Annotated in this window: 18 protein-coding genes and 2 pseudogenes; 12 read left to right on the forward strand and 8 right to left on the reverse strand. The window is 61.4% G+C overall.

From position 1 onward, the window contains the following. Positions 1-119 precede the first annotated feature (119 nt). Positions 120-3,125 (forward strand): excinuclease ABC subunit UvrB, encoded by a 3,006-nt coding sequence (uvrB, locus tag CO655_RS26210; protein WP_097667370.1) that lies wholly within the window; start codon positions 120-122, stop codon positions 3,123-3,125. 159 nt (positions 3,126-3,284) lie between these two features. Here uvrB and CO655_RS26215 read toward each other — a convergent pair whose 3' ends face one another. After that, complete coding sequence (locus CO655_RS26215) at positions 3,285-3,749, reverse strand: Imm26 family immunity protein (protein ID WP_097667371.1); 465 nt, start codon at positions 3,747-3,749, stop codon at positions 3,285-3,287. A gap of 240 nt (positions 3,750-3,989) precedes the next feature. Between CO655_RS26215 and CO655_RS26220 the strand changes: the two genes are divergently transcribed. Beyond that, complete coding sequence (locus tag CO655_RS26220) at positions 3,990-4,376, forward strand: GNAT family N-acetyltransferase (protein ID WP_097667372.1); 387 nt, start codon at positions 3,990-3,992, stop codon at positions 4,374-4,376. A 5-nt stretch (positions 4,377-4,381) separates the two neighbouring features. On the opposite strand, the gene CO655_RS26225 is transcribed toward CO655_RS26220, so the two are convergent. After that, complete coding sequence (locus tag CO655_RS26225) at positions 4,382-5,080, reverse strand: hypothetical protein (protein ID WP_097667373.1); 699 nt, start codon at positions 5,078-5,080, stop codon at positions 4,382-4,384. A gap of 118 nt (positions 5,081-5,198) precedes the next feature. Continuing rightward, the gene (locus CO655_RS26230; RefSeq protein ID WP_097605355.1) at positions 5,199-5,921 is read right to left on the reverse strand and encodes an SOS response-associated peptidase; all 723 of its coding nucleotides are present in this window, start codon (positions 5,919-5,921) and stop codon (positions 5,199-5,201) included. A gap of 450 nt (positions 5,922-6,371) precedes the next feature. Between CO655_RS26230 and CO655_RS34400 the strand changes: the two are divergent. From CO655_RS34400 to dusA, 6 genes and pseudogenes are all read left to right on the forward strand, one after another. Next, positions 6,372-6,701, forward strand: a pseudogene (locus CO655_RS34400) (metal-binding protein); the annotation flags it as partial. A gap of 198 nt (positions 6,702-6,899) precedes the next feature. Further along, positions 6,900-10,292 carry a metal-binding protein gene (locus tag CO655_RS26235; RefSeq protein ID WP_245423920.1) on the forward strand — a complete coding sequence of 1,131 codons (3,393 nt, stop codon included), beginning with the start codon at positions 6,900-6,902 and terminating at the stop codon, positions 10,290-10,292. A 230-nt stretch (positions 10,293-10,522) separates the two neighbouring features. Further along, the gene (locus CO655_RS26240) at positions 10,523-13,303 is read left to right on the forward strand and encodes a metal-binding protein (RefSeq protein WP_097667374.1); all 2,781 of its coding nucleotides are present in this window, start codon (positions 10,523-10,525) and stop codon (positions 13,301-13,303) included. Between the two features lie 219 nt (positions 13,304-13,522). Next, positions 13,523-13,990: a DUF3828 domain-containing protein gene (locus CO655_RS26245; RefSeq protein WP_097667375.1), complete on the forward strand. Its 468-nt coding sequence runs from the start codon at positions 13,523-13,525 to the stop codon at positions 13,988-13,990. 503 nt (positions 13,991-14,493) lie between these two features. After that, positions 14,494-14,706: a cold-shock protein gene (locus CO655_RS26250; protein WP_003540801.1), complete on the forward strand. Its 213-nt coding sequence runs from the start codon at positions 14,494-14,496 to the stop codon at positions 14,704-14,706. Between the two features lie 177 nt (positions 14,707-14,883). Beyond that, the gene (gene dusA, locus CO655_RS26255) at positions 14,884-15,885 is read left to right on the forward strand and encodes a tRNA dihydrouridine(20/20a) synthase DusA (protein WP_097667376.1); all 1,002 of its coding nucleotides are present in this window, start codon (positions 14,884-14,886) and stop codon (positions 15,883-15,885) included. 32 nt (positions 15,886-15,917) lie between these two features. On the opposite strand, the gene CO655_RS26260 is transcribed toward dusA, so the two are convergent. After that, positions 15,918-16,874, reverse strand: coding sequence for a trypsin-like peptidase domain-containing protein (locus tag CO655_RS26260; RefSeq protein WP_097605359.1), 957 nt, complete (start codon positions 16,872-16,874; stop codon positions 15,918-15,920). A gap of 575 nt (positions 16,875-17,449) precedes the next feature. On the opposite strand from CO655_RS26260, the gene CO655_RS26265 reads away from it, so the two are divergent. From CO655_RS26265 to CO655_RS26270, 3 genes are all read left to right on the forward strand, one after another. After that, complete coding sequence (locus CO655_RS26265; protein ID WP_097667377.1) at positions 17,450-18,286, forward strand: alpha/beta hydrolase; 837 nt, start codon at positions 17,450-17,452, stop codon at positions 18,284-18,286. Between the two features lie 207 nt (positions 18,287-18,493). Beyond that, positions 18,494-18,670, forward strand: coding sequence for a hypothetical protein (locus tag CO655_RS33965; protein WP_010031344.1), 177 nt, complete (start codon positions 18,494-18,496; stop codon positions 18,668-18,670). A gap of 226 nt (positions 18,671-18,896) precedes the next feature. Beyond that, positions 18,897-19,112 (forward strand): hypothetical protein, encoded by a 216-nt coding sequence (locus tag CO655_RS26270; RefSeq protein WP_010031346.1) that lies wholly within the window; start codon positions 18,897-18,899, stop codon positions 19,110-19,112. Positions 19,113-19,138: 26 nt separating this feature from the next. On the opposite strand, the gene CO655_RS33970 is transcribed toward CO655_RS26270, so the two are convergent. Beyond that, positions 19,139-20,086, reverse strand: a complete 948-nt coding sequence (locus CO655_RS33970) for a hypothetical protein (protein ID WP_176539307.1) — start codon at positions 20,084-20,086, stop codon at positions 19,139-19,141. A 199-nt stretch (positions 20,087-20,285) separates the two neighbouring features. Here CO655_RS33970 and CO655_RS26285 point away from each other — a divergent pair, with 199 nt between their 5' ends. Next, on the forward strand, positions 20,286-20,792 hold the full coding sequence (locus tag CO655_RS26285; RefSeq protein WP_097605362.1) for a BA14K family protein: 507 nt from the start codon (positions 20,286-20,288) through the stop codon (positions 20,790-20,792). Positions 20,793-20,955: 163 nt separating this feature from the next. Here the strand turns inward: CO655_RS26285 and CO655_RS26290 are convergent, their stop codons facing one another. The 3 genes and pseudogenes from CO655_RS26290 to CO655_RS26300 all read right to left on the reverse strand — a co-directional run bounded on the left by CO655_RS26290 (position 20,956) and on the right by CO655_RS26300 (position 23,947). Further along, entirely contained in the window at positions 20,956-21,888 is a 933-nt protein-coding gene (locus CO655_RS26290) for a DUF3313 domain-containing protein (RefSeq protein ID WP_245423918.1), read from the reverse strand. Between the two features lie 42 nt (positions 21,889-21,930). Further along, positions 21,931-23,276, reverse strand: a pseudogene (locus CO655_RS26295) (HAMP domain-containing sensor histidine kinase). Continuing rightward, positions 23,276-23,947, reverse strand: a complete 672-nt coding sequence (locus CO655_RS26300) for a response regulator transcription factor (protein ID WP_097667379.1) — start codon at positions 23,945-23,947, stop codon at positions 23,276-23,278. The pseudogene CO655_RS26295 and the gene CO655_RS26300 overlap by 1 nt, the downstream one beginning before the upstream one ends. Between the last annotated feature and the right edge of the window lie 451 nt (positions 23,948-24,398).

Raw genomic sequence — 24,398 nt, forward strand, 5'->3', positions numbered from 1 at the left:
TTTTGGTGCCCGACGCGCCCAGCACCGTCCACTATTCACCCGATCCGAACGATTCATTCGTTTCCCTTTTGTACTCTTTCCCTCTTCCCTTTCGCGCTGACTCTCTCCATATTCCCGCCATGGCCAAATCTCCGAAGAAATCCCCTGCCCCGAATGGCTTCGAGGAAGCCCCGCAATCGTCCTTTGAAGGCGCCCCGCTTTCAGGCTCGGTTGCCGATTGGGTGAAGCAGCTTGAGGCGGATGCGGAAGCATCGGGCGTCGAGAGCCAGCGTGACATCGCCTCCAAGGCCGGCAAGCATCGCAAGGCGGTGGAAAACGCGGCGCGCAAGCATTCCGAAGCCGTCAGCGTCAACAAGAAGGCGACGGTGGGCAAGACCGCGCGCGGCGTTTCCATCGGCGGCTCCAGCGATCCGAAGACGCGTGCTGCCGCCGGGCTCAACCCGGTCGCCGGCCTCGATATCTCGCTGGAGGATGCCGGCAACATCTCGCCTGGCGGCGTCACCGCCACCGTCGAGGCGCTGTCGAAGCTGATCGAGAGCGGCAATCCGCTGCACAAGAACGGCAAGATCTGGACGCCGCACCGCCCTGCCCGCCCCGACAAATCCGAAGGTGGCATCCGCATCCTGATGAAATCGGATTATGAGCCGGCCGGCGACCAGCCGACGGCGATCCGCGATCTCGTCGAGGGACTGGAGAATGGCGACCGAAGCCAGGTGCTGCTCGGCGTCACCGGCTCCGGCAAGACCTTCACCATGGCCAAGGTGATCGAGGCGACGCAGCGCCCGGCCGTCATCCTGGCGCCGAACAAGACGCTGGCCGCCCAGCTCTATTCCGAATTCAAGAATTTCTTCCCCGACAATGCGGTGGAATATTTCGTTTCCTACTACGATTATTACCAGCCGGAAGCCTATGTGCCGCGCTCCGACACCTATATCGAGAAGGAAAGCTCGATCAACGAGCAGATCGACCGCATGCGCCACTCGGCGACGCGCTCGCTGCTCGAACGCGACGACTGCATCATCGTCGCCTCGGTCTCCTGCATCTACGGTATCGGCTCGGTCGAGACCTATACGGCGATGACCTTCCAGATGTCGGTCGGCGACCGGCTGGACCAGCGCCAGCTGCTGGCCGACCTCGTCGCCCAGCAATACAAACGTCGCGACATGGATTTCACCCGCGGTTCCTTCCGCGTGCGCGGCGATACGATCGAACTCTTCCCCGCCCACCTTGAGGATGCCGCCTGGCGCATCTCGATGTTCGGCGACGAGATCGACGCCATCACCGAGTTTGACCCGCTGACCGGCCAGAAGGTCGGCGATCTGAAATCGGTGAAGATCTACGCCAATTCGCACTATGTCACCCCGCGCCCGACGCTGAACGGCGCCATCAAATCGATCAAGGAGGAGCTCCGGCTTCGCCTCGCCGAGCTCGAAAAGGCCGGCCGCCTGCTGGAAGCGCAGCGCCTGGAGCAGCGCACTCGCTACGATATCGAAATGCTCGAAGCCACCGGCTCTTGCCAGGGCATCGAGAACTATTCGCGTTATCTCACCGGCCGTGACCCTGGCGATCCGCCACCGACCCTGTTCGAATATATCCCCGACAACGCCCTGGTCTTCATCGACGAAAGCCATGTCACCGTGCCGCAGATTGGCGGCATGTACCGGGGCGACTTCAGGCGCAAGGCGACACTCGCCGAATACGGCTTCCGCCTGCCCTCCTGCATGGACAACCGGCCGCTGCGCTTCGAGGAATGGGACGCCATGCGCCCCGACACCATCGCCGTCTCGGCCACCCCCGGCGGCTGGGAGATGGAACAATCCGGCGGCGTCTTCGCCGAACAGGTGATCCGCCCGACCGGCCTGATCGACCCGCCGGTCGAGGTCCGCTCCGCCCGCACCCAGGTCGACGACGTGCTCGGCGAGATCCGCGAAACCGCCGCCAAAGGCTACCGCACCCTCTGCACCGTGCTGACCAAGCGCATGGCCGAGGATCTGACCGAATATCTGCATGAACAGGGCGTGCGCGTGCGCTACATGCACTCCGACATTGATACGCTGGAACGCATCGAGATCATCCGCGATCTCCGCCTCGGCGCCTTCGACGTGCTCGTCGGCATCAACCTGCTGCGCGAGGGCCTCGACATTCCCGAATGCGGCTTCGTCGCCATTCTCGACGCCGACAAGGAAGGTTTCCTGCGCTCGGAAACCTCGCTGATCCAGACGATTGGTCGTGCAGCCCGTAACGTCGACGGCAAGGTCATCCTCTATGCCGACCAGGTGACCGGCTCGATGCAGCGCGCCATGGACGAAACCGGCCGCCGCCGCGAAAAACAGATGGCCTATAACCTCGAAAACGGCATCACGCCGGAGTCGGTCAAGGCCAAAATCTCCGACATTCTCGACTCCGTCTACGAACGCGACCACGTCCGCGCCGACATCTCCGGCGTCTCGGGCAAAGGCTTCGCCGACGGCGGCAATCTCGTCGGCAACAACCTGCAGGCCCATCTGAACGCGCTCGAAAAAAGCATGCGCGACGCCGCCGCCGACCTCGACTTCGAAAAAGCCGCCCGCCTCCGCGACGAAATCAAACGCCTCAAAGCCGCCGAGCTGGCGGTCATGGACGACCCGATGGCGCGCGAAGAGTCAAAGGCAATGGAGGGCATCAAGCGGAACGCCAAAGCGACCCGCGAGTCCCTTCTCCCCGCCGGGGAGAAGGTGCCCGGCAGGGCGGATGAGGGGGCCACACCCTCCTACTTCGCCAAGCCCTCCCTCGACGACATGGGACCAGGCACCGACACGACCACGCCCCTCTTCCGCAAACCCCATCTCGACGAAATGGGCCGCGACCCCACCACCCCCGCTGGCACGAGCCTCTTCCGCAAGAACGACCTCGACGAGATGACGGTTGGCCGCACGGAGAAGCCGGTGACCGGCCGCGTGCCGGAAAAGCCGGATGCGTCGAAGAGCACGAAGCGGTTTTCGCCCTTGCTAGAGGGACAGCCGGAACGAGATGACGACATGCGACCGGTGGTGCGCGGGCGCGTGGGCGCCGGGAGCTATGAGGAACCAGGCGAGCAGAAGCGCAAGGGACGGACGAAGGGAAAGACTGGGCGGCCGGGGCGGTAGCGAACCCAAACCTTTTGGTACGTAGAACGCCGGGTAATTGGTAAGCGCTGTCTCGCTTCCACGTTGACCACGATGCTTCTGCCTTTTCGAAGACTGCCTTCGTGAAGGTGCGACGGCGCTTCGCCGCAACATCGGGCGTTCCAATAAGGTCGATCAGCGCTATTTTCGGGGCCGCATTGATGCCCACCACTTGTTCGAGATGCCGTTCAGATGATCACGAAGCCTGTCTTCGACATGCTCAGGGCTCCAAACAGCAGCGCATTCTAGGCGGTCCGCGTCTTCAAAGCTGAGCCTAGACTCGGCATTCGCGATGGCATCATACGCTAAAATTCTGCCCGAAATCCTGTCCTGCTTGAAAAACACCGCGCCGTCCAACGCGGACACCGTGGGTGGATCAACCTTTCCAACAATGGGCCATCGCCCGGACTTCGCAGCGCTGTCCATCACCCATAGCTTGAAGAGAACCGCTCGATCTCGCACGTCTTGAACCGGTTCTTCACTTTCGAAAACACCGTCGAGAAAAGCGAACAGCGGATGTGTTAGGGCAACGGCGTGAAATCGCTTTCCGTTTCCAATGTCGATCCTAACGATATCGCCTCGTTTCTGCTTTCTGCCTCTGACCATCGCGCCCTCGTTGTTCCAGCGGCACGTTTAACGGGTCCCGAGAAGTCCGCAAAGGGCGATGGAAGCCTTCGGCACACATTACCCAGCCAGATGATTCCACGGTAGGATGCGGAGAGATGACCAGCCTGATGTCAAGGCAGAGAGGAATTTGCCCGCCGCAGCGATGAAACCTATTGCGAAGTGACCGCAATCGGCAGAAAAACCCAGCAAGCACGGCGATAAACCAACCGGTCTCCATCCATGCCCGAACTCCGCATCGACCCCTTCCCTTCGCCCGACGACATCAACCTACTCTGGTCCGCCGCCTGGAACACTCCAAACCCGCCGGACTTCTCACGCATCCTGCCCCGCAGCCTCGCCCATATCTGCGCCTATCACGACAACAGCCTCGTCGGCTTCGTCAACGTCGCCTGGGATGGCGGCATTCATGCCTTCCTTCTCGACATCTGTGTTCACCCCGGCATGCGCCGGCAGGGCATCGCCACGCAACTGGTCGGGGAAGCCACGCGGACTGCCCGCGAGCGCGGCGCCGAATGGCTGCATGTCGATTTCGAGCCGCACCTGACCTCCTTCTATCGCGCCTGCGGCTTCCGGCCGACCGAAGCCGGCCTCATCAAGCTGGCCTAACCTCCTCACCCAAATCCCATCCTCTCCTCGCCCTTTGCCAGCGCAAAATAAATCCGCTCCACGCGACAGGCTGCACTCCTCGCGCTCGCCTCATACCCCGCCGCCGGCCAGCCGCGCCGGGGGCTTCCATCGGCCGCGATCAGCCAATACCAGCGCTCACTTGAATCCATCAGGTCGATCTTGAAGATCCGTCCCATGCAGGCATCGCCGTCAAAGCCGATGAAATCGTCGCCTGGCTTTTCCTTCCAGGCGTGGCGCCATTTGCCCTTCGGCTTCTCGCCACTGGTGATCAACTCCCAGCTCTTCCAGCCATTAAAGTCCGATTGCGCGGTCAGGGAGCCGTCATAGGGCTTGTGGTCGATCTGCAGGCAGCCTTCCAGAAACTCCGCCACAGAATGACAGAGGGTCGTCCACGCCTCGTCACTGTGCCGGGTCAGCTTGAAGGCAAGCTCGTCGGAGACATTCTTCAAGGCCGCGGCGATGGCGGAGGCGACGCCTTCCTTGCTCGCCGGTTCACCGCGCAGGCTGATGCAGAGATAAGTGCAGAGAAATTCCGCCGTATCCCGCGCGATCGGTTCAATGACATGCAGGTTGCGACGCTTGCCGATCTGATAGCCGCCGAAATCCCGAATGCGGCGCTGAGACTGTTTGCGAAGGGCATTGTTGAGGAACGACCGCAGGAGCGTTCCGATATCGTCTTGCATGCGTGGTCCTCTCCTCGTGAGGATGTGTTTGCCGCATGGTTTCGTGAATGGCTCCCGCCCGAGCCGGTGACATCAGAGCAATTCCGGACGCAAGACCGCCGCGGCTTGCCGGAAGTACCTAGATCAGCGTCGGCTCGGAATCGTCCTCGACCTCTTCGATGAGGTCGGGCCTGTCGTTTTTCGGCGAACCGACATCCCGGCCGATCTTCCACATCACCATCAGGTCCGCCGGGAAAGGCTTCATGAGATCGTAAGGATCCGGCTCGGGAGACAGCCACCGCTCGTAATCCGCGCGATGCAGGATAACAGGCATGCGATCGTGAATCTCCGCCATCATCGCGTTCGGCGCGCAGGTGACGATAGCGAAGTTGCGGATGGATACGCCTTTCTCGTCCTTCCACGTCTCCCAGATGCCGGCGAGCGCGAAGGCCGAGCCGTCCTTCATGGCGATGGCATAGGGCTGCTTGTTCCTGCCGGTGCCGTGAATGTCCTTCCATTCGAAGAAGCCGTTGATCGGCACCAGGCAGCGGCGCGAGCGGTATGCAGCACGGGACATGCCGTTGGAGCTGATCCCTTCGCAGCGGATATTGACTGGCGGCGGCCGGCCGCCGGGCTTGGCCCAGGCGGGCATCAGGCCCCAGCGCGCCACCACGAACATAGCGCCTGACGTATTCGGTTCGCGCACGATATCCCGGATGATAATAGGATAATCCTGCGACGGTGCGCCGTTCCAACGAGGGAAGCGATTTCCAAGCCCGTCGATATCCCCGCCCTTCACGGCAAAGGGAAAATTGCTGATCAGTTCTTCAAGCGATGTCTTGACGAAAATGCGTCCGCACATGGGCCCTCGCTGCCGACAGACTATTAGATGTTCTGATTATGTTCCGGAACCAGGTCCGGTCAACAAAGCGTCAGTTGTGCGCTTGCCGGAATGCCCCTCCCGCCTGGTACCGGGGCGGCAGGCCGATTGCCGGTTATGGAACGGCGATACTGAGCGCGCCGGGAAGAATAGTTTCGCACCTATAGCGAGAATTATATACGTCACGAATGAGTATAAATTAAAAGACTAAAATACGACTTTTGGTTTGCAAATTCAAAGTTATTTTCCAGTATTTCAGCCTTAGTTTTTCGTTAAAAAACCAAGAAAAAATCACAATTTTTCATTGAAAACATCACTAATGATTGGCATAGATCCCCGTGGGGTTGTCTTCCGCCGAACCAATAAACCAGTTCTTCCGCGGATTTCTGATTTTTCGAAGTACACCGCATCTATTGGGGGTAATTTTTAAATATGGCCTTGAATATACTGGACACCAACGGCGCCACAGTCACCAAGACCGGCGCCGAGTTCGAAGCCTACGACGTCATCCGCGACTCCGCTGCCAACCCTTCCGTAACTGTCGCTCTCATTGTCTCCGATTCCTCGGCCGCAGATCTGGCCGACGAGTTGGGCTCAGTCTCGGCAACCGTGAACGGCACGAGCGGCGACAACACGATCACGACCGGCGCCGGCAACGACACCATCTCCGGTGGCGACGGCGCGGACACGCTGAGCGGTGGCGCCGGCGACGACACGATTTACGGCAATGCCGGTAACGACACATTGCTCGGCGGCGACGGCAACGATAGAATCACCGATGGCGGTTTTAACTTTGGACCGGACGGCCTGCTGCCGGAAATCCTGAACATAGATGCCGGCAACGGCGACGACGTCATAACCATAGACAGGTTCGCTGCATTTATATCAGGAACGATTGATGGCGGTGATGGGATCGATGCGTTGCGCGCCTGGTCGCTCCATGGCCTGACGCTCAACAATGTGGAAAACCTTGAAACGGCAGCATTTCAGATCAGCGGCTCGAGCGCACAATTCGAGAGCTTTGATAGGATCGTCAGGTCGACCGACCCCGTCTTCAGCTATAACCCCTCGCTGGTGGTGACGGACAGCGCCCATCTCGATCTTTCCGACGAATTGGGAGATCTCGGCACTCGTGTCAGCGGCTTCTCCGGCATTGACGTCAAAACCGGCGACGGCAACGATGAGTTTGCAGGCAGTGACGTCAAGGACATTTTCGACGGCAGCGGCGGCAGCGACGTCATCAACGGCAACGGCGGCGATGACAAATTGACGGGCGGTGCCGGCAACGACACCATCAATGGCGGCGCCGGCATCGACACAGCTGTTTTCGCCGGCAATTTCGCCAATTATTCCCTAGCGGTCGACAATGGCAGCCGCGTCATGACGAGCGCTCTGGAAGGCACGGATTGGCTGACGGGCGTTGAATTCGCGCGCTTTGCCGATGGCGTCTACGACTTTGCGACAGAAACCTTCACGGTCAACAGCACCGAGCCGGGTACTCCGCTGAATATCCTGGACACCAACGGCGCCACGATTACCAAGACCGGCGCTGAGTTCGAAGCCTACGACGTCATCCGTCACTCCGAAAGCAATCCTCTCGTCGCGGCTGACTTGGTCATCTCGGATTCCGCGACCGTGGACCTCTCCGACGAACTGGGCTCAGGTTCCGCGAACGTGACCGGCTCAAGCGGCAACGATGTGATCACCACAGGTGCAGGCAACGACAACATTGCAGGCGGCGACGGCGCAGACACGCTGAACGGCGGGGCAGGAAACGACAGCCTCAATGGCGGAGTTGGCAACGACGCGCTGAATGGCGGCGATGGCAATGACCGGATTTCCGGCGACGTCGGAAACGACGTCATCAAAGGCGGCGCGGGCAATGACACGATCGACGACGGTGAGCTTTTCGGCTCGACCCCGGAGGTCATCGACATCGACGCCGGAGATGGCGACGATTACATAGCCATCGAAACATTCGCTCCATGGAATTCCGGAACGATCGATGGCGGCGCCGGGATCGATATTTTACGTGCCACTTCACTCCAGGGCCTGACGATCAAAAACATCGAAGTCCTTGAGACGGCAGGAGTAGCGGTCGCCGGTTCGAGCGCACAATTCGAGAGCCTTGATAAAATCGTCTGGTCGACCGATCCGTTCGACGATTTTCGCGCCTCTGTGGCACTGACGGACAGCGCTCACCTCGACCTCTCCGACGAACTCGGAAATCTCGGATCGTTCATCGCCGGCGATGCCTTCGGCATCGACGTCAAGACCGGCGACGGCGACGACGAGTTTACCGGGACCGATGGCAACGACATTTTCGACGGCAGTGGCGGCAACGACATCCTCAACGGCAATGCCGGCAATGACAAGTTGACCGGCGGCGCCGATGACGACGCCATCGACGGCGGTCTCGGCATCGACTCGGCGCTGTTCGCCGGCAATTTCGCCGATTATTCCGTTGCGTTGAACAATGGCGATCACATTCTGACAAGCGCTGTGGAAGGGACGGATACGCTGATAGGCGTTGAATTCGCTCGCTTTGCCGATGGTTTCTACGATTTCGCCACGGAAAGCTTCACAATCAGCGACACCCCACCGAATGAGCCTCTGAATATCCTCGACACGTATGGTTTCATAACGACCATGACCGGCGCTGAGTTCGAAGCCTACGACGTCATCCGCAACTCGCCAACCGACCCTCTCTCCCCGGTTATTCTGTTCCTTTCAGATTCCGGGACGGTAGACCTTTCCGACGAACTGGGCTCGGCGGTTGCAGATGTGACCGACTTCGGCGGCGGCGACTCGATCATCACCACGGGCGCCGGCAGCGATAAAATCGCGGGCGGTTACGGCGCAGACATGCTGAACGGCGGCGCCGGAAACGATTGGATCCATGGGGGGGATGGCAACGACGCTCTGAATGGTGGCGATGGCAGTGATCTGCTTACGGGCGGAGATGGCAATGACATTCTGAATGGCGGTGACGGTAATGACCAGCTCTCCGGCAACGCCGGGAATGACGTCATCAGAGCCGGCGCGGGCAACGATCTCATCACCGATGGTGAACTGTTTGATGTTGCCCTTGAGGTCTACGACATCGATGCAGGCGACGGCGACGATGCCATAACTGTACAAAGATATAATCCGCTGGTTTCCGGAACAATCGATGGCGGTGCCGGTATTGATACCTTGCAAGCCTCCACGCTGGCAGGTCTGACGATCAAGAACATCGAAGTCCTTGAAACAGCAGGATTTTTGGTCGATGGCACGAGCGTACAGTTCGAAAGCTTTGATAAGATCGTCCGGTGGACCGATCCGGCCTACAATGAGAGCGCTCGCTTAGCCTTGACGGACAGTGCGCACCTCGATCTTTCCGACGAACTGGGCGATCTTGGATCCTTCATCACCGGTCGTACCTCCGGCATCGACGTCAAGACCGGCGGCGGCGCCGACGAGCTTGTCGGCACCGCCGGCAACGACATTTTCGACGGCAGCGGTGGTAACGACCTTTTCAATGGCCGTACCGGCAATGACAAATTGATCGGCGGCGCTGGCATCGACACCGCGATCTTCTCCGGCAACTTTGTCAATTATTCCTTCGCGATGAACAACGGCGATCACATCCTGGCGAGCGTAGAGGAAGGGACGGACACGCTGACAGACATCGAATTCGCCCGCTTTGCCGACGGCGTCTATGATTTCGCGACGGAAACGTTCAAACCTAACAATACTGCAGCGACCAATATCCAGCTCTCGAAAACCTCCCTCTCCGAGGATACGCCGATCTGGACGACGGTCGGCCTGCTCAGCGCCAAGGACGCCGATGGCGACACCCTCACCTACACGCTCATCGACGGCGCCGGCGATCACTTCCGTCTGAAGGGCAACCGCATCGTCACCTCCAAGGCCCTGGACTACGAGACGGCGACGTCGCACACGATCAAGGTGGCGGTCTCCGATGGCAAGGTTACGGTCGAGAAGGACATCACCATCAACGTGCTCGACGTCAACGAGGCCCCTGCCAACCAGGCGCCGATCAAGCTTTCCTTCTCGCGCAGCTCGATCTCCGAGAATGTCGCGGTCGGCACCTCGGTCGGCCTGCTCTCCGCCGTCGACCCGGAAGGCGGCGTGGTCAAGTGGCGGCTGACCGATAATGCCGACGGCATCTTCAAGCTGGTCGGCAACAAGATCCAGACCAAGGCGGCGATCGACTACGAAAGCATCCACAGCCTGACCTTCACCGCAGAAGCCTATGACGCGGCCGGCAACGCCACCAGCCATGACTTCACGTTGGCCGTGAAGGACGTCTTCGAGCTGTCGAGCCTGCTGCACGACGCCTTGATCTAGCCCGCGCCACTGCCGTCCAAGGGCGCACCCTGCGCCCTTGGACGCGGACCAACCTCCGAACGGCTCGATCAAATCAGCCGCGCCGACTGAATGCGTCGGCGCGCCCCGCTTAAACCAGCACCGCTCCAGTGCTGGCAGCTTCCAACTTACGGCTGCCGAATCTCCGAATGAGGCCACCGTCCCGTCATCCGCTCTTTCAGAGAGCAACACATCTTTTGGAAAGTTTGAATATGGCCTTGAATGTTCTGAATACGAACGGCGCACCGATTACCAAAACCGGTGCCGAGTTCGAAGCTTACGACGTGATCCGCTACTCCGAAGCGAATCCTCTCGCCGCGGTCACCCTTCAGGTTTCGGGTTCCGGCGCGGCAGACCTCGCCGATGAGCTGGGAGCGATTTCCGCGGAGGTGACAGGCTCAGCAAGTGCCAATGTCATCACAACGGGCGCAGGCAAGGACACCATACTGGGTGGTGGCGGCGCAGACACGCTGAGCGGCGGTCTCGGCGACGATTTGCTCGATGGTGGAACCGGCAATGACACGCTGAATGGTGGGGACGGAAATGACCGGCTGTTCGGCCGCCTCGGCAATGACGTCATCAAAGGTGGCGCGGGCGACGACACAATTGTTGATGGCGATTTTTTTTCGGATCTCCCTGAGACTTTCAACCTCGATGGCGGTATTGGCAATGACACTGTGGCTGTATCGAAGGGTACCTTCACTACGGTATCCGGAACAGTAGACGGCGGCGCCGGCACCGACAAACTGCAAGCCGCCGATCTCACGGGCCTGACGATCAAGAACTTCGAAATCCTCGAGACCGGGCCACATACTGTGCTCGCATCGACCGCACAGCTTGAAAGCTTCGACAAGATCGTCAGTCAATATCAAGGCATGGACATCACCATCAGCTTGACAGATGGCTCCCATGTCGACCTCTCCGACGAACTGACAAGCGGCACAGTGCACATCTATGGCAGAGTCTCGGGCATCGACGTCACGACCGGGAGAAGCGAAGACCGCTTTTACGGAACGGACGGCAACGACATTTTCAACGCAGGCGCGGGAAATGATGTCGTAGACGGCAAGGATGGAAATGACTTGCTGATCGGCGGTGAGGGCAACGACTATATCTACGGTAGAGCCGGAAATGACGTCATCAGAGGCGGGACGGGCGACGATATAATCGTCGATGGCGATGTCTTTTCCATCGAAGAATCCGGAGTCTTCGATATTGATGCAGGCGACGGCAATGATAGCATCGACTTAGAGACCTACGCTGTCGCATTTTCTGGAATAATCGATGGGGGCGCTGGCACCGACAAGCTGCAGACTTCCAGGCTTACCGGCCTGACGATCAAGAATGTCGAAATTCTTGAAACCGCGGGGTCGATAGTTTCCGGGTCGGCCGCGCAGTTCGAGAGCTTCAACAAGATTGTCTATAAGGAGGGCGAGAACACCCCCCTCGCCCAGCTGACGTTGACCGACAGCGTGCATCTCGATCTTTCCGACGAACTTGCAAACCATGGGGCGGACATCAAGGGCACCGCCTTCGGCATCGACGTCACGACCGGCGGCGGCAATGACCGATTGACCGGCGCCGGTGGTAACGACATTTTCGACAGTGGCATGGGCAATGACCAGATCTTCGGTGGCGTCGGAAATGACGTTATCCGGGCTGGCGCGGGCGACGATAAGATCACCGACGGTGACAATGTTTCCACCGATCCTGAAGCCTTCGATATCGACGCCGGCGACGGCAATGATGCCATCAACCTGCAGTCACACTCTTCCGCGCTTTCCGGAACGATCGACGGCGGCGCCGGCACGGACACGCTGCGTGTGATCGAGCCGACTTTAGGCCCTGGAGAGGAGTTCATCGGGCTTGCGGGCTTGACGATCAAAAACGTCGAAATTCTTGAAACAGCAGGAGCCCAGGTTTTCGCTTCGGCCGCCCAATTCGATAGCTTCGACAAGATCGTCATATACGACAAGCCGGGCCATGAGAGCGACGTGCTCTCCTTGGTATTGACGGACAGCGCCCATGTCGACCTCTCCGACGAGCTGGCAAACCGCCACGTCGATATTTTCGGCAGCGCCTTCGGCATGGACGTCAAGACCGGCGCCGGCGACGACTATTTCTTCGGGACTGACGGCAACGACAGGTTCGAAGGCGGCGCGGGCAACGACGTGCTGTTTGGCGGCGCCGGCATCGACACGGCGGTCTTCTCCGGCAATTTCGCTAACTATTCCTTCTCGACGAACAACGGCGATCACTTCCTGACGAGCGCCAAGGAAGGGACGGATCGGCTAAATAACGTCGAGTTCGCACGTTTTGCCGATGGCGTCTACGATTTCACCAAGGGAACGTTCACCGCTGATCACAACGCCGCACCGACCAATATCCAGCTCTCGAAAACCGCCCTTTCCGAGAGCACCGCGATCTGGACGACGGTCGGCCTGCTCAGCGCCAAAGATGCCGATGGCGACGCCCTCACCTACACGCTCATCGACGGCGCCGGCGATCACTTCCGCTTGAAAGGCAATCGTATCGTCACCTCGAAGGCCTTGGACTACGAGACGGCGAAGTCGCACACGATCAAGGTGGCGGTCTCCGATGGCAAGGTTACGGTCGAGAAGGACATCACCATCAACGTGCTCGACGTCAACGAGGCCCCCGCCAACCAGGCGCCGATCAAGCTCGCCTTCTCGCGCAGCTCGATCTCCGAGAATGTCGCGATCGGCACCTCGGTTGGCCTGCTCTCGGCCGTCGATCCCGAAGGTGGCGTGGTCAAGTGGCGGCTGACCGATAATGCCGACGGCATCTTCAAGCTCGTCGGCAACAAGCTCCAGACCAAGGCGGCGATCGACTACGAAAGCAACCACAGCCTGACCTTCACCGCCGAAGCCTATGACGCGGCCGGCAACACCACCAGCCACGACTTCACGCTGGCCGTGAAGGACGTCTTCGAGCTGCCGTCTTCGAGCCTCGCGCATGAGGCGCTGATCTAACACGACAGTTGCCGCCGACCAGAGATGCGTCGTAGGCGGCTTTCAACAGCGGTGGGGCTAGCAGTCTTGCAAGCCCCACCGGTGAGACTCTTCCGGCGGTCGTCGCGGGCGCCACCCGGAAACGGCGAGGCCGGCGGCCATGCGGACACGCTCCGAAAATGCCGCTCCACGTCGACGCCCGTTTCGGCTATGATTCTCCACCCATCCGAGGAGAGCCGCATGCGTCTGCCCACATTCATCCTCGCCCTCGCCGTCTCGGCATTCGCAGCTCTGCCCGCCTTGGCGGAGACCTACAAGACGCCGAAAGCGCTGCTCAAGGCGCTTTACAGCTACGACACCGATAGAAGCGACGCCGAGGCGCCGTCGCCCTATTCGATCTTCTTTTCCGACCACCTGAACAAGCTTCTCCAGACCGATCTCGACAACACGCCGGAAGGCGATGTCGGCGCGGTCGATTTCGACCCTGTCATTGCAGGCCAGGACGGCGAAGCGAGCAACGTCCGGATCGGCCAGCCGATCTTGCTGGACGACAAGGCCGAAGTGGAAGTGCAGTTCAAAAACGGCGAAGAGGTGACGCTGTTCTATACTCTGGTGCGCGAGCACGGCGGCTGGAAGGTTGACGACATCGCCAATCAGAAAGGCGATGCTCCCTGGAGCCTGACCGCGCTGTTGGGGGATGCGCATTAGGCGGCGGCAGACCCAAGCGCGCTGCCACTCTTCTGCTCGTCAGAGAAGCGTCCCCGGCATGTCGGCAACGAGAGAGCGCATGCACCGAGCGCGAGCAAAGAGCAATGCAGGGTTGCTGCGCGCCGCCTCGTTCCGTTTCGGCACGCCGATCCCGCTATGGCACAGCCGTGCAAGCATCTGCCAACTTTTCGTCAAGTATCTGAATCTTCGGCATTTCCTGTCACGATAAGCGGCATGCCACAATAATGGCGCTTGCCTTTTGACCGAAATGATGGCACGAATCCACCTACTCGGGCATTTGCATGCCGGTGACTGGACTGATGTGGCAATCCCTTCCGTTACGGAAGGAGACGCGGGAATACCCGCCTGCGTAGACGTTCTTTCCCCGTACGTGACTTCTCCGACTGACCCTTCGGCCCATCGATTCGGGGCGAAAGCTAAAGCCGTCCGCTTCCCCTCGGGGGCGCGGATACTACACAGACTAAGGGAAAAGGACGATCCCAATGGCCACCAAAGGCACCGTAAAATTCTTCAACCAGGACAAGGGTTTTGGTTTCATCACGCCGGACGGCGGCGCAAAGGACGTTTTCGTCCATATCTCCGCGCTGCAGGCTTCTGGCATCCAGTCGCTGCGCGAAGGCCAGCAGGTTACCTTCGACACCGAGCCGGACCGCATGGGCAAGGGCCCGAAGGCCGTCAACATCTCGGCTTCGTAAGTCGGATTTCCGCTTTTGCGGCATGAACGGCGCTCCGCAAGGGGCGCCGTATCTGTTTGCGCTTGCGAATTTGTCGATCGCACCGGCAAGTGTTATATGCGCCTTTACCGATGACCGCCCCGTGCGGCAACAGCGCGCCGCCGCGGCAGCCTGCGACCAAAGGAACAAGAAACGTCGATGACGCAGAAAAGGCCGATTTTTGCGGTCGCCCCGATGATCGACTGGACGGATCGGCATTGCCGCTATTTCCACCGCCAGATCAGCCGCCAGGCGCTGCTCTATACCGAGATGGTGGTCGCCGATGCGATCATCCACGGCCCGCGCGAGCGGCTGCTCGGCCATGACGTGGCGGAACATCCGCTGGCGCTGCAGCTCGGCGGATCGGACCCGGCCAAGCTTGCCGAGGCGGTGAAGATCGCCGAACCCTATGGCTATGACGAGATCAACCTCAATGTCGGCTGCCCTTCCGACCGCGTGCAATCGGGCACCTTCGGCGCCTGCCTGATGCTGACGCCGGAGACGGTGGCCGCATGCGTCGCGGCGATGAAGGCGGTCGCGACCGCGCCGGTGACGGTGAAATGCCGCATCGGCGTCGACGAGCAGGAGCCGGAAGAGGCCCTGCCCGCGCTTATCACGCGTGTTCTCGATGCCGGCGCCGATGAGATCTGGATCCATGCGCGCAAGGCCTGGCTGAAGGGCCTCAGCCCGAAGGAGAACCGCGAGATCCCGCCGCTCGACTACGAGATCGTCTACCGGATGAAACAGCGCTGGCCCGAGGTCTTCATCGGCATCAACGGCGGCATCCGCACGCTCGACGAGGCCGCCGACCACCTCGCCCATGTTGACGGCGTCATGCTCGGCCGGGCCGCCTACCAGAATGCGGCTGTGCTTGCCGACGTCGACCACCGCTTCTTCGGGGCGCCAGCGGTAGAACCCGACTGGCCGGCGCTCTGTGAGCGGATGATGGCCTATGCCGAGCGCCATATCGCCGGCGGCGGCCGGCTGCAGCACGTCGCCCGCCACATGGTCGGCCTCTTCACCGGCCTGCCCGGCGCCCGGCGCTACCGCCAGATTCTCTCCACCGACGCGGCAAAAAGCGGCGCCGGACCGGAGGTGCTGGCGGCAGCCTTCGCGGCCGTGGATTTTTCCGGGACGGAGCAGGAAGCGGTCAGCGCCTGACGTGACGTTATGCCTTCGTCGCCACCCACGGCTTAAGACCGCGCCATCGGCAGCAAGATCTTCCTCTCGATCCGGCCGGCCACCGAGAACACCAGGATTTCCGTTTCTCTGCCGATCCGGCTGCCATCCATCAGCCTGACAATATCGTCGACGCCGCCGACCGGGCTGGCGTCGATGGCGAGGATGTAATCACCCTCCTGCAGCCCGCCCTTTGCCGCCGGCCCGTCCGGCTCGACACGCCGGATGCGCACGGAGGTCGTCTGCACCGTGCCGGCCGCAAGCGCCACCCGGCGCGGCAGCACTATCGTGTCGCCAGCAATCCCGATGAAAGCACGCCGCACCTGGCCGTAGCGGAGGATTTCCGAAACGACGAAATTGGCCGTATTCGACGCCACGGCAAAGGCAATGCTCTGCGCGCCCTGGATCACGGCAGTATTGACGCCGATGACCTCGCCGCCCGAAGACACCAGCGGCCCGCCGGAGTTGCCGGGATTAAGCGCGGCATCGGTCTGGATGACATCTTCCATCAGCCGGCCGCTTGCCGCCCGCATCGAGCGGCCGAGCGCCGAGACGATGCCGGCAGTGACGGTCCATTCGAAGCCCAGCGGGTTTCCGATCGCGATCGCGATATGACCCCTGCGCAGGCGCTGGGAGTCGCCGAGCCTCGCCCAGGCCCCGGTGCTCGCATTGGCCCGAACAAGGGCGATATCGGTATCGATATCGCGGCCGAGCACACGCCCCTCGGTGATGAATCCGTCCGGCGTCGTGATGCGAACGAGCTTGGCGTCGTCGACGACATGGCTGTTGGTGACGATCAGGCCATCGGGCGAGACGGCAAAGCCCGACCCGTGCCCCTGCCGGCCTCCCACCCGCTCGATCCGGCTGACCGCCGGCCCGACCATGTCGACGGCGGCTGCGATCGATTGCGAATAGGCATCGATCAGCGCCCCGTCATCCCCGGAGGCGATGTCCTTATCCATGTAGCCCATGATCTGATCCTCTGGCGGCCGCAACGGCCGTCCCGCCGCCGGCAAAGCAATCGCGATTGCGATGGTTCGCCATGGCGCTGTTCGAAAGAAATAGATGGTTGGGCGTCGATCAGCGTTCAAGTGAGCGCCAGCGCAGCCTGCAATCCCGGCACAACAGGAGGGAACGCGACCCTAGCCGAACGGATATATCGAACTACCGCGACAGATATATTGAACGAATGGAGATAAAGTGGCTCATTGCTGACATCAGCCGGCATCTCGGCCGCTTGCCGCGACGAGATGCGGGGGATCAAACGAATGTTCACAGCGTGAAGCAGTCAGGCAAGGCGCGCCATGTCCCGTCGCCGCGACCGGAAGGATGGGCGCCGAGTACGGATAACCGCCTATCAAACATCTGTCATATCAATAGAATAGAGCTAGGTGTTCAATAAGCACATCATCATATCTTAAGTCGATCTTGATCCCCGCAGACGCGGTTCTCCGGCGGCCCCTGGCGTAACGGTTGCTCGTGGCCTTGCCGATCCCGCCTGCAACGGTCTGTTTTAGTCCAATCCAACCAACCAAGGAGTTATGACATGAGCACAGTCACAACCAAGGACGGCGTCGAGATTTTCTACAAGGATTGGGGGCCGAAGACCGCCCAGCCGATCATGTTCCATCACGGCTGGCCGCTGAGCGCCGACGACTGGGACGCCCAGATGCTGTTCTTCCTTGAGAAGGGCTACCGCGTCGTCGCCCATGATCGGCGCGGCCACGGCCGCTCCACCCAGGTCGGCGACGGCCACGACATGGATCATTACGCCGCCGATGCGTCAGCCGTCGTCGAGCATCTCGATCTCAGGAACACCGTTCATGTGGGCCATTCCACCGGGGGCGGCGAAGCGACCCATTATGTGGCCCGCCACGGCCAGCCGCAGGGTCGCGTTGCCAAGCTCGTCATCATCGGCGCCGTGCCGCCGCTCATGGTCAAGACGGATGCCAATCCCGGCGGTCTGCCGATCGACGTTTTCGACGGCCTGCGCCAGCAGCTCGCCGCCAATCGCTCGCAGTTCTACCACGACCTGCCGGCCGGCCCGTTTTACGGCTTCAACCGGCCGGACGCGAAAGTGTCGGAACCAATCATCAACAATTGGTGGCGCCAGGGCATGATGGGCGGCGCCAAGGCGCATTACGACGGAATCAAGGTGTTCTCGGAAACCGACTTCACCGAGGATCTGAAGATCATCACCGTGCCGACCCTCGTCATGCATGGCGACGACGACCAGATCGTGCCGATCGCCGCCTCCGCCCTGCTCTCGTCCAAGCTGCTGCAGAACGCCACGCTCAAGGTCTACGAGAAACTCCCGCACGGCATGTGCACCACCCATGCCGATATCATAAACCCCGACATCTTCGCTTTCATCAAAGGCTGATGCCCAGGCCGCCGGGCGCTAAAGCGTGTCGCGATCTTTCAGATTCGCTTGTCACGCTTTAGGTCTTTGTTTTTACGCATGTCTTGATCGCAAAACCGCAGCACACTTTTGCGAGACATGCTCTAACGAGGCGCCTGGCGGCCATGCCGTTTTCCGGTAAAACGGCTTTCGCATGAAACCGTTTTCGCCGGTTTGCGTTTAGCGGCCATGAAAAGAGAACGCGAACCCTCATCAAAGGCTTACCGGCAGGATCGTTTCGAAAATACCGAGCGAGCCGCCAAGGAGACCATCGAGGCGGAGCAGCGGGCTCGTCGGGAAAAGACCAAGCGGCTGAAAGAACTGCGCTTGTCGCAGCAGGGCGGCAAGGACCCGGCAACCAGGTAGATCTGTGCTGATACCGTCAGTCCGCCCACCTCCATGCCCTCGCCCGCGTCTGCGCGCGCCTCGATTTCAAACCCGCGTGTTTTTCGGACGCGTATGGGGCGCTGCAACATCTTGAACCGTTGCACTGGTTTTTCATTTCAGACGTTCGCCCATCTTGCGGAGCAAGGTTTGCGAAATTATCTTTTGCGCAATAGCGATTCACGGCATCGAAAAAGGGCAGACTGCGATGTCAGACAAGCTGTTCAGCACGCGTGACGAACCGCTCGCTTCGGAGGACCTCGCTGTTTGCAGGCGTGTCCACGAAGCCCTTTGCAGCGGGCTCGATATCGACAGGTCAAGCGAGGAAGCCGATCGTCTCGGCGCCCTCATCATCGAGCTTTACCGGCAGGGTGTGCATGACGAGACCCAGCTTCGCCTGCTTGCCGGCGGCAAGCGAGGCTGATCGGGCACGTTATCCCAGGCGCGCGATCAGAGGCCGGTGGTTTCCGCGCTCGTCGACGCCGAGGTTTCAGTCGGATCGATGGCTGGCGTGGTGTCGGTGGTTCCCGATACCTCTTCGGCGCTGCCGGTGTCGGCTTCCGGCGTTTCCGCGGTCACGGCAGGATCTGTCGTCTCGCTGCCCTCGACCGCATCGCTAGTCTCGGTTTCGGTTCCCTCTGCAGGGGTTTCCGCCGCCGGGGCCTGCGCCGCCATGGTCTCCCGCATCTGGTCAATCGTGCCGACCGCCGTGCCGACGCCGAGTGCGTCCTTTGCCCAGCTTAGGGCCGCAGGGCTGACCGTGCCGGTCTTGGAGGCGGAAGCGAGCGCGGCCGCCAGCGCGGCGTCGCGAAGAGCGGGATCGTCGGCCGGCGGGGCAGCCCCGTTGGCCAGTTCATACTGCGCATAGGCGGTGGCGAATGCCGCGATCCCAGCCATGCGCGGATCCGCAGTCTTCATGAGGGCATGGAAATTGCGCTTTAGGGAATTGAGACCAGCGAGCTCGGCCGCTGGCTTCTTCGCTGGCTTTGCCGCAGGGGCCGAGGCGATGGTCGTCTTCTTTGCCGAGCCCTTCGTGCTGACGGTCTGCTTAGCAGACTTCGCCCTGCCGGCCTGGCCGGTCTGGACCGCTTTGCCGGCGCCCTTGGCGCTGCGGCCGTTCTCGGTCTTGCCGCTGGAGTGGGTGCTGCTCTTTCCGCTGCCGCTGTTGCTGCTGCCGCCGCCGTGGCTTCCGCCGCTGTTGCCGCTGCCGCTCCCACCGCCATGGCCGCCGCCACCGCCGTTGCCGCCGCCGCCTCCTCCTCCGCCGCCGTTGCCGCCGCCGCCTCCGTTGCCGCCCTTGGCGAATGCAGGCGAGAGATCGGTAGATAGAATGGTGAGAGGTGAAAGCGCCACTGTCGTGGAGAGACAGAGAACGCCGAGAAGCCTGGAGAGCCGCATGATAATCCTTCCGCACTGGAGTGCCGTTGCATCAGGATTGAACCAGCAAGCCCATAAAGATCTAATTGAGCAACTGCTTTCAATTTGAACTTCCTGCCGAATATTTCGGCGAGAAATGCCTCCATCATTCCCAGAATGAAACTAAATCCCTACCCTCGCGTTATGCCCTCGATACATCCGTTTACCCAAGGTGAGTGAAATGAACAGATTCGCCATCATTGCCCTGTCGATAGCGACGGCCTTCTCCGGAACGCCGGTTTCGGCAGGCCCGGTCTTCGTGCCGAGCCCGGTGCAATCGGCGGCCCAGCCGGCGCCGGGGGATAACGATGCCCGGATCATGACCGTCGGCTGCAGCAGGTTCTCGATCGTCTGCTCCCGCTATGGTGAAAGGCGCAGACATTACAGCGATCGCCGTTACTACCGTGACCGCAGCTACTATCGCGACCGCGACTACTATCGTGACGACCGCTACGGCTGGGATCGCCGCTATCACCGGCGGTATCACCGTCGTGACAATACCGGGGCCATCATCGGTGGCCTGGCAGCCGGCGCTCTGATCGGCGGCATCATCGCCTCGCAACCGCGAGCCTATGGTTCGCGTGGCTACAGCTCGCATGCCGAATATTGCTACGCCCGCTATCGGTCGTACCGCGCTTACGACAATACCTATCAGCCAAATTACGGCCCGCGCCGTCAGTGCCGCTGATCGGGTTTAACAATCCCAACAGCCAGCCCCGCATCAAGATGCGGGGCTTTTTGCTGTCACACGCCTGAGTAAAACACCCGCAAAAGACGGACGGAGCACGGCTTTTCCGTCCCGGCTCCGTCCGTCCCGTCAGCCCAGCCTCGGGGTGGGGCTGAGCACGCGGTCAATAAGCAGCGGCCGGCTTCGGCTTCTTTTCCGTCCATTGCGGCGGCGCGCCATATTTGGCAGCGACGGCGCCGACCAGCCCGGGCTCGCGGCCGAAGGCATCGCAGGCGACGTATTTCGGCTTGCCGCCGAGCCAGGATTTCATCCGCTGGCGCGAGGGAAGCGAGAGGTCCAATCCCTTCGGCTCCTTGCCTGCGATCAGCATGCGGGAAAATTCGCTACTGAACTTGGAAGCCAGGCCGTAGGCGTCGCCCACCTCGGAAACGCGCGGATTGTTCTGCAGTGAATTTGCCCCGCGCGCCCAGACCATCGCCGCCCGCTGCGCGCCCGATTTGTCGACACCCTCGGCTTCCACCGCCAGCCCGCCGAGCCCGACCGGCAGGCGCGGCACGCCGACCGGCAGCGCAAAGCCCGTGCCGACGGTGACGACCGTGGAAACGCCCGCCATCGTCTTGTTGGTCGGCACGATGTCGGTGACCATCGAGCGGATCGTCAGGTCCGCGCTCTCGCCTGCCGCCACCATCTGGTATCTGTCGCTCAGGGAAATGCAGAGCGCCCGGTCGAGCGCGTTCGAGACCATCGCCCGGTCGGCCGGCGATTTGATGCGGCTTGCCGCAGCGAAGCCGAAGCGGGTCGGCTCGATGGCGACCGTCTTGATCGGGGCGAGACTGAGGCCATCGACATAGACGCGCGATTTCGAAAGCTTGCCCTTCGGCGCACCGAGATTGGAATAGGTGGAGAGCGTCCCGCTCTCCTTGAGCGGTACCGAGCTGCACCCGGCCGCAGCCGCGACCAGCGCCAGCGGCAATGCGAGGGACACTGCTTTCGAAGCCCTTGAAAAAGATGAAATAAAAGGATTGCTGCGCACTCTGCATGGCCTCCGTCGCCGATAATGTGCGGGGAAATTGGCGGCGAAGAATTGCCGCAGCATTACATGGTTCCCGGCAGCATCGGTTGCCGGAAACAACCGGCGTCATCTGAGTTGGATCGCCACCTCGGTACCGGCCGCAGCGCTTGCGATGCGAACCTCGCCGCCATGGTTCAGGGCGATCTGCTTGACGAGGCTGAGGCCGAGGCCGGCCCCCGTGCTCTTCGGAGTGACGCGGTAGAAGGGCTCGAACACCAGCTCCCGGTGCTCGGCCGGAATGCCCGGCCCCTCGTCGGTGACGCTGATCCGCCCGCCGCCTATATCCGAGACTGAGACCGTGATCATGCCTCTGTTGCCGCCATGGTCGATGGCGTTGCGCACCAGATTGCTGACGGCCCGCGGCAGCGCCGAAGGGCTGCCCTTGCGTTTCAGGCTCTCGACCTCGCTCTGAAACGAGATCTGGTAACCGGCGCCGATAGCGAGCGGCGCAAGGTCGGCCACCACGCCGCGGGCGATCTCGACGAGATCGACAGTCTCCTGGAGATCGCTCGCCTGGTCGTTGCGCTCGAAATCGAGAGCTGTTCGGCCGTCTCGGCCAGGCGCGCGACATCGTCGAGCAACCGCCTGCGATCCTGCCCTTCCGCCGTCCCGTCGATCCGGGTCTGCATGATCGCGATCGGTGTCCTCAGCTCATGCGCCGCATCGATCAGAAAGTGCTGCCGCTTGCGGAACTCGTTTTCCAGCCGGCCGAGCGCCTCGTTGAAGGCAACCACCAGCGGCGCGACCTCCCTCGGAATGCCGTCGAGCGGCAGGCGCGCATCGTAGCGGCGCGGCTCGATCTCCGAGGCTTTGCGGGCAACCTCGCTGACGCTGGCAAGGCCCCGCCCGACGATCCTGGGAACGGCAAGAAAAACCGCGGGCAAGGCAATGGTCAGCAGCGGCACATAGATCGGATAAACGGCGCCCATCAACGTAATAACCGGCCAGCCCTTGTCGGCGACGCCGCCGAACAGAACCCTGAGCTCGCCGATGCCGGTCTCGACGCTTTCCACCGAGGCGATCTCGTCCGTGCCGACCGATCCCCTGATATCGGCCCCTTCGAACAGATAGGTCAGACGCACAAGCTCGGCGTAGACTGGAGGAACGGTCCCGTAGGAGACGAAAGACCCGTTCGTCGTCGCCGCCACATACCAAAGCCCGTCATACTGCCGCTTGAGCGCCTCGAGCTCCGGCGTATCCCTTATTTCGAGCCGTCCTTCGGCATCGAGCGCAGCGGCCGGAGCCAGCGCCGCGGTCACATGATCCTCCAATGCGACATTCGGAGAGAGGATCGTCGCGCCATAGAAGCAGAGCCCGATGGTGACGGCCGTCACCACGCCGACGAAGACCAGGCTGAGCTGCCAGCTGAGCCGCCACCAGAGCGACGGATTGGTGTTTTCTGCCCCGCCCATCATTCTTCCTTCAGGAGATAGCCGACGCCGCGGATATTGTGGATCGAAACCTGCGCACCGGCATCGGCAAGCCGCTTGCGCAGCCGCGATATATGGGCGTCGAGGGCGTTCGACTGGATTTCTTCTTCATAGTTGTAAACGGCCGCCTCCAGCGTCGAGCGCAGCACGGTCTTTTCCTTGCGCCTGGCAAGCGCGGCAAGCACCAGAAGCTCGCGCCGCGGCAGATCGAGCGGCGTATCGCCGACAGTGACGCTCAAATGCAGGGGATCGATCACCATCCGCCCGGCGGTGATCTTCAGCTCGGAAAGGTTCGGCGGCCGCCGCAGCACTGCCCGTAGCCGCGCCATCAGCTCCTCGACGAGAAACGGCTTGCCGAGATAGTCGTCGGCGCCGAGATCGAGCCCTTCCACCCGCTCCTTCGGCGCGTTCAGCGCCGTCAGCACGATGATCGGCGTATCCTTGCCGGTGCGCCTCAGCTCCGGAATGAAGCGCAGCCCCTCGCCGTCGGGCAGACGCCGGTCGAGCAGGATCGCGTCATAGGGGTTCTGCCGCGTCAGCTCCACGGCATCACCCAGATGCACCGTGTGATCGGTCACGATCCCATGCTTGCCGAGCGCCGCAGTCAGCGCTTCGGCCAGCTCCTTCTCATCCTCAATCAGCAGAATCCGCATCGCCCAACCACCCCTTGCGTCCCTGTCTCGGCCGCAAGGGTTGCAGCAACATTGCGGAACTTGAAAGGCAGCCGGTCATGCTGCTGCAATTGTTGCTACCGAGGATCAGGCAGCACAATGCAGGACCTCAAGATGACCCGTCTCAAATCCATCCTCCGCATCTTCGAAACGTATCTCCTCTCCGCCTGCATCCTCGCCAGCCTGCTGGCAGGGCCGCTGATCATATTGTTCGTGAGGTAGAGATGCGCGAGTGACCGATGCCCTACCAGGCCAGGCGTTCGCGACGAAAACAGTGAAGAAGCGTCGTGCCGTGCAGCGCTCATCCGACCCTTCGGGCCACCTTCTCCCTGCCGGGGAGAAGGGAAAATGCCGCTTCGGCATCGATCTCATCATGTATTGCCTTGAAGGTCGCTTTCGTTCGGGCACTTCGCGAACGCCTTGCTCCCTCTTC

Origin of the sequence: Rhizobium sp. M1 (assembly GCF_002531805.1) — a bacterium.
In the GTDB taxonomy this organism is placed as follows: Bacteria; Pseudomonadota; Alphaproteobacteria; order Rhizobiales; family Rhizobiaceae; genus Rhizobium; species Rhizobium etli_C.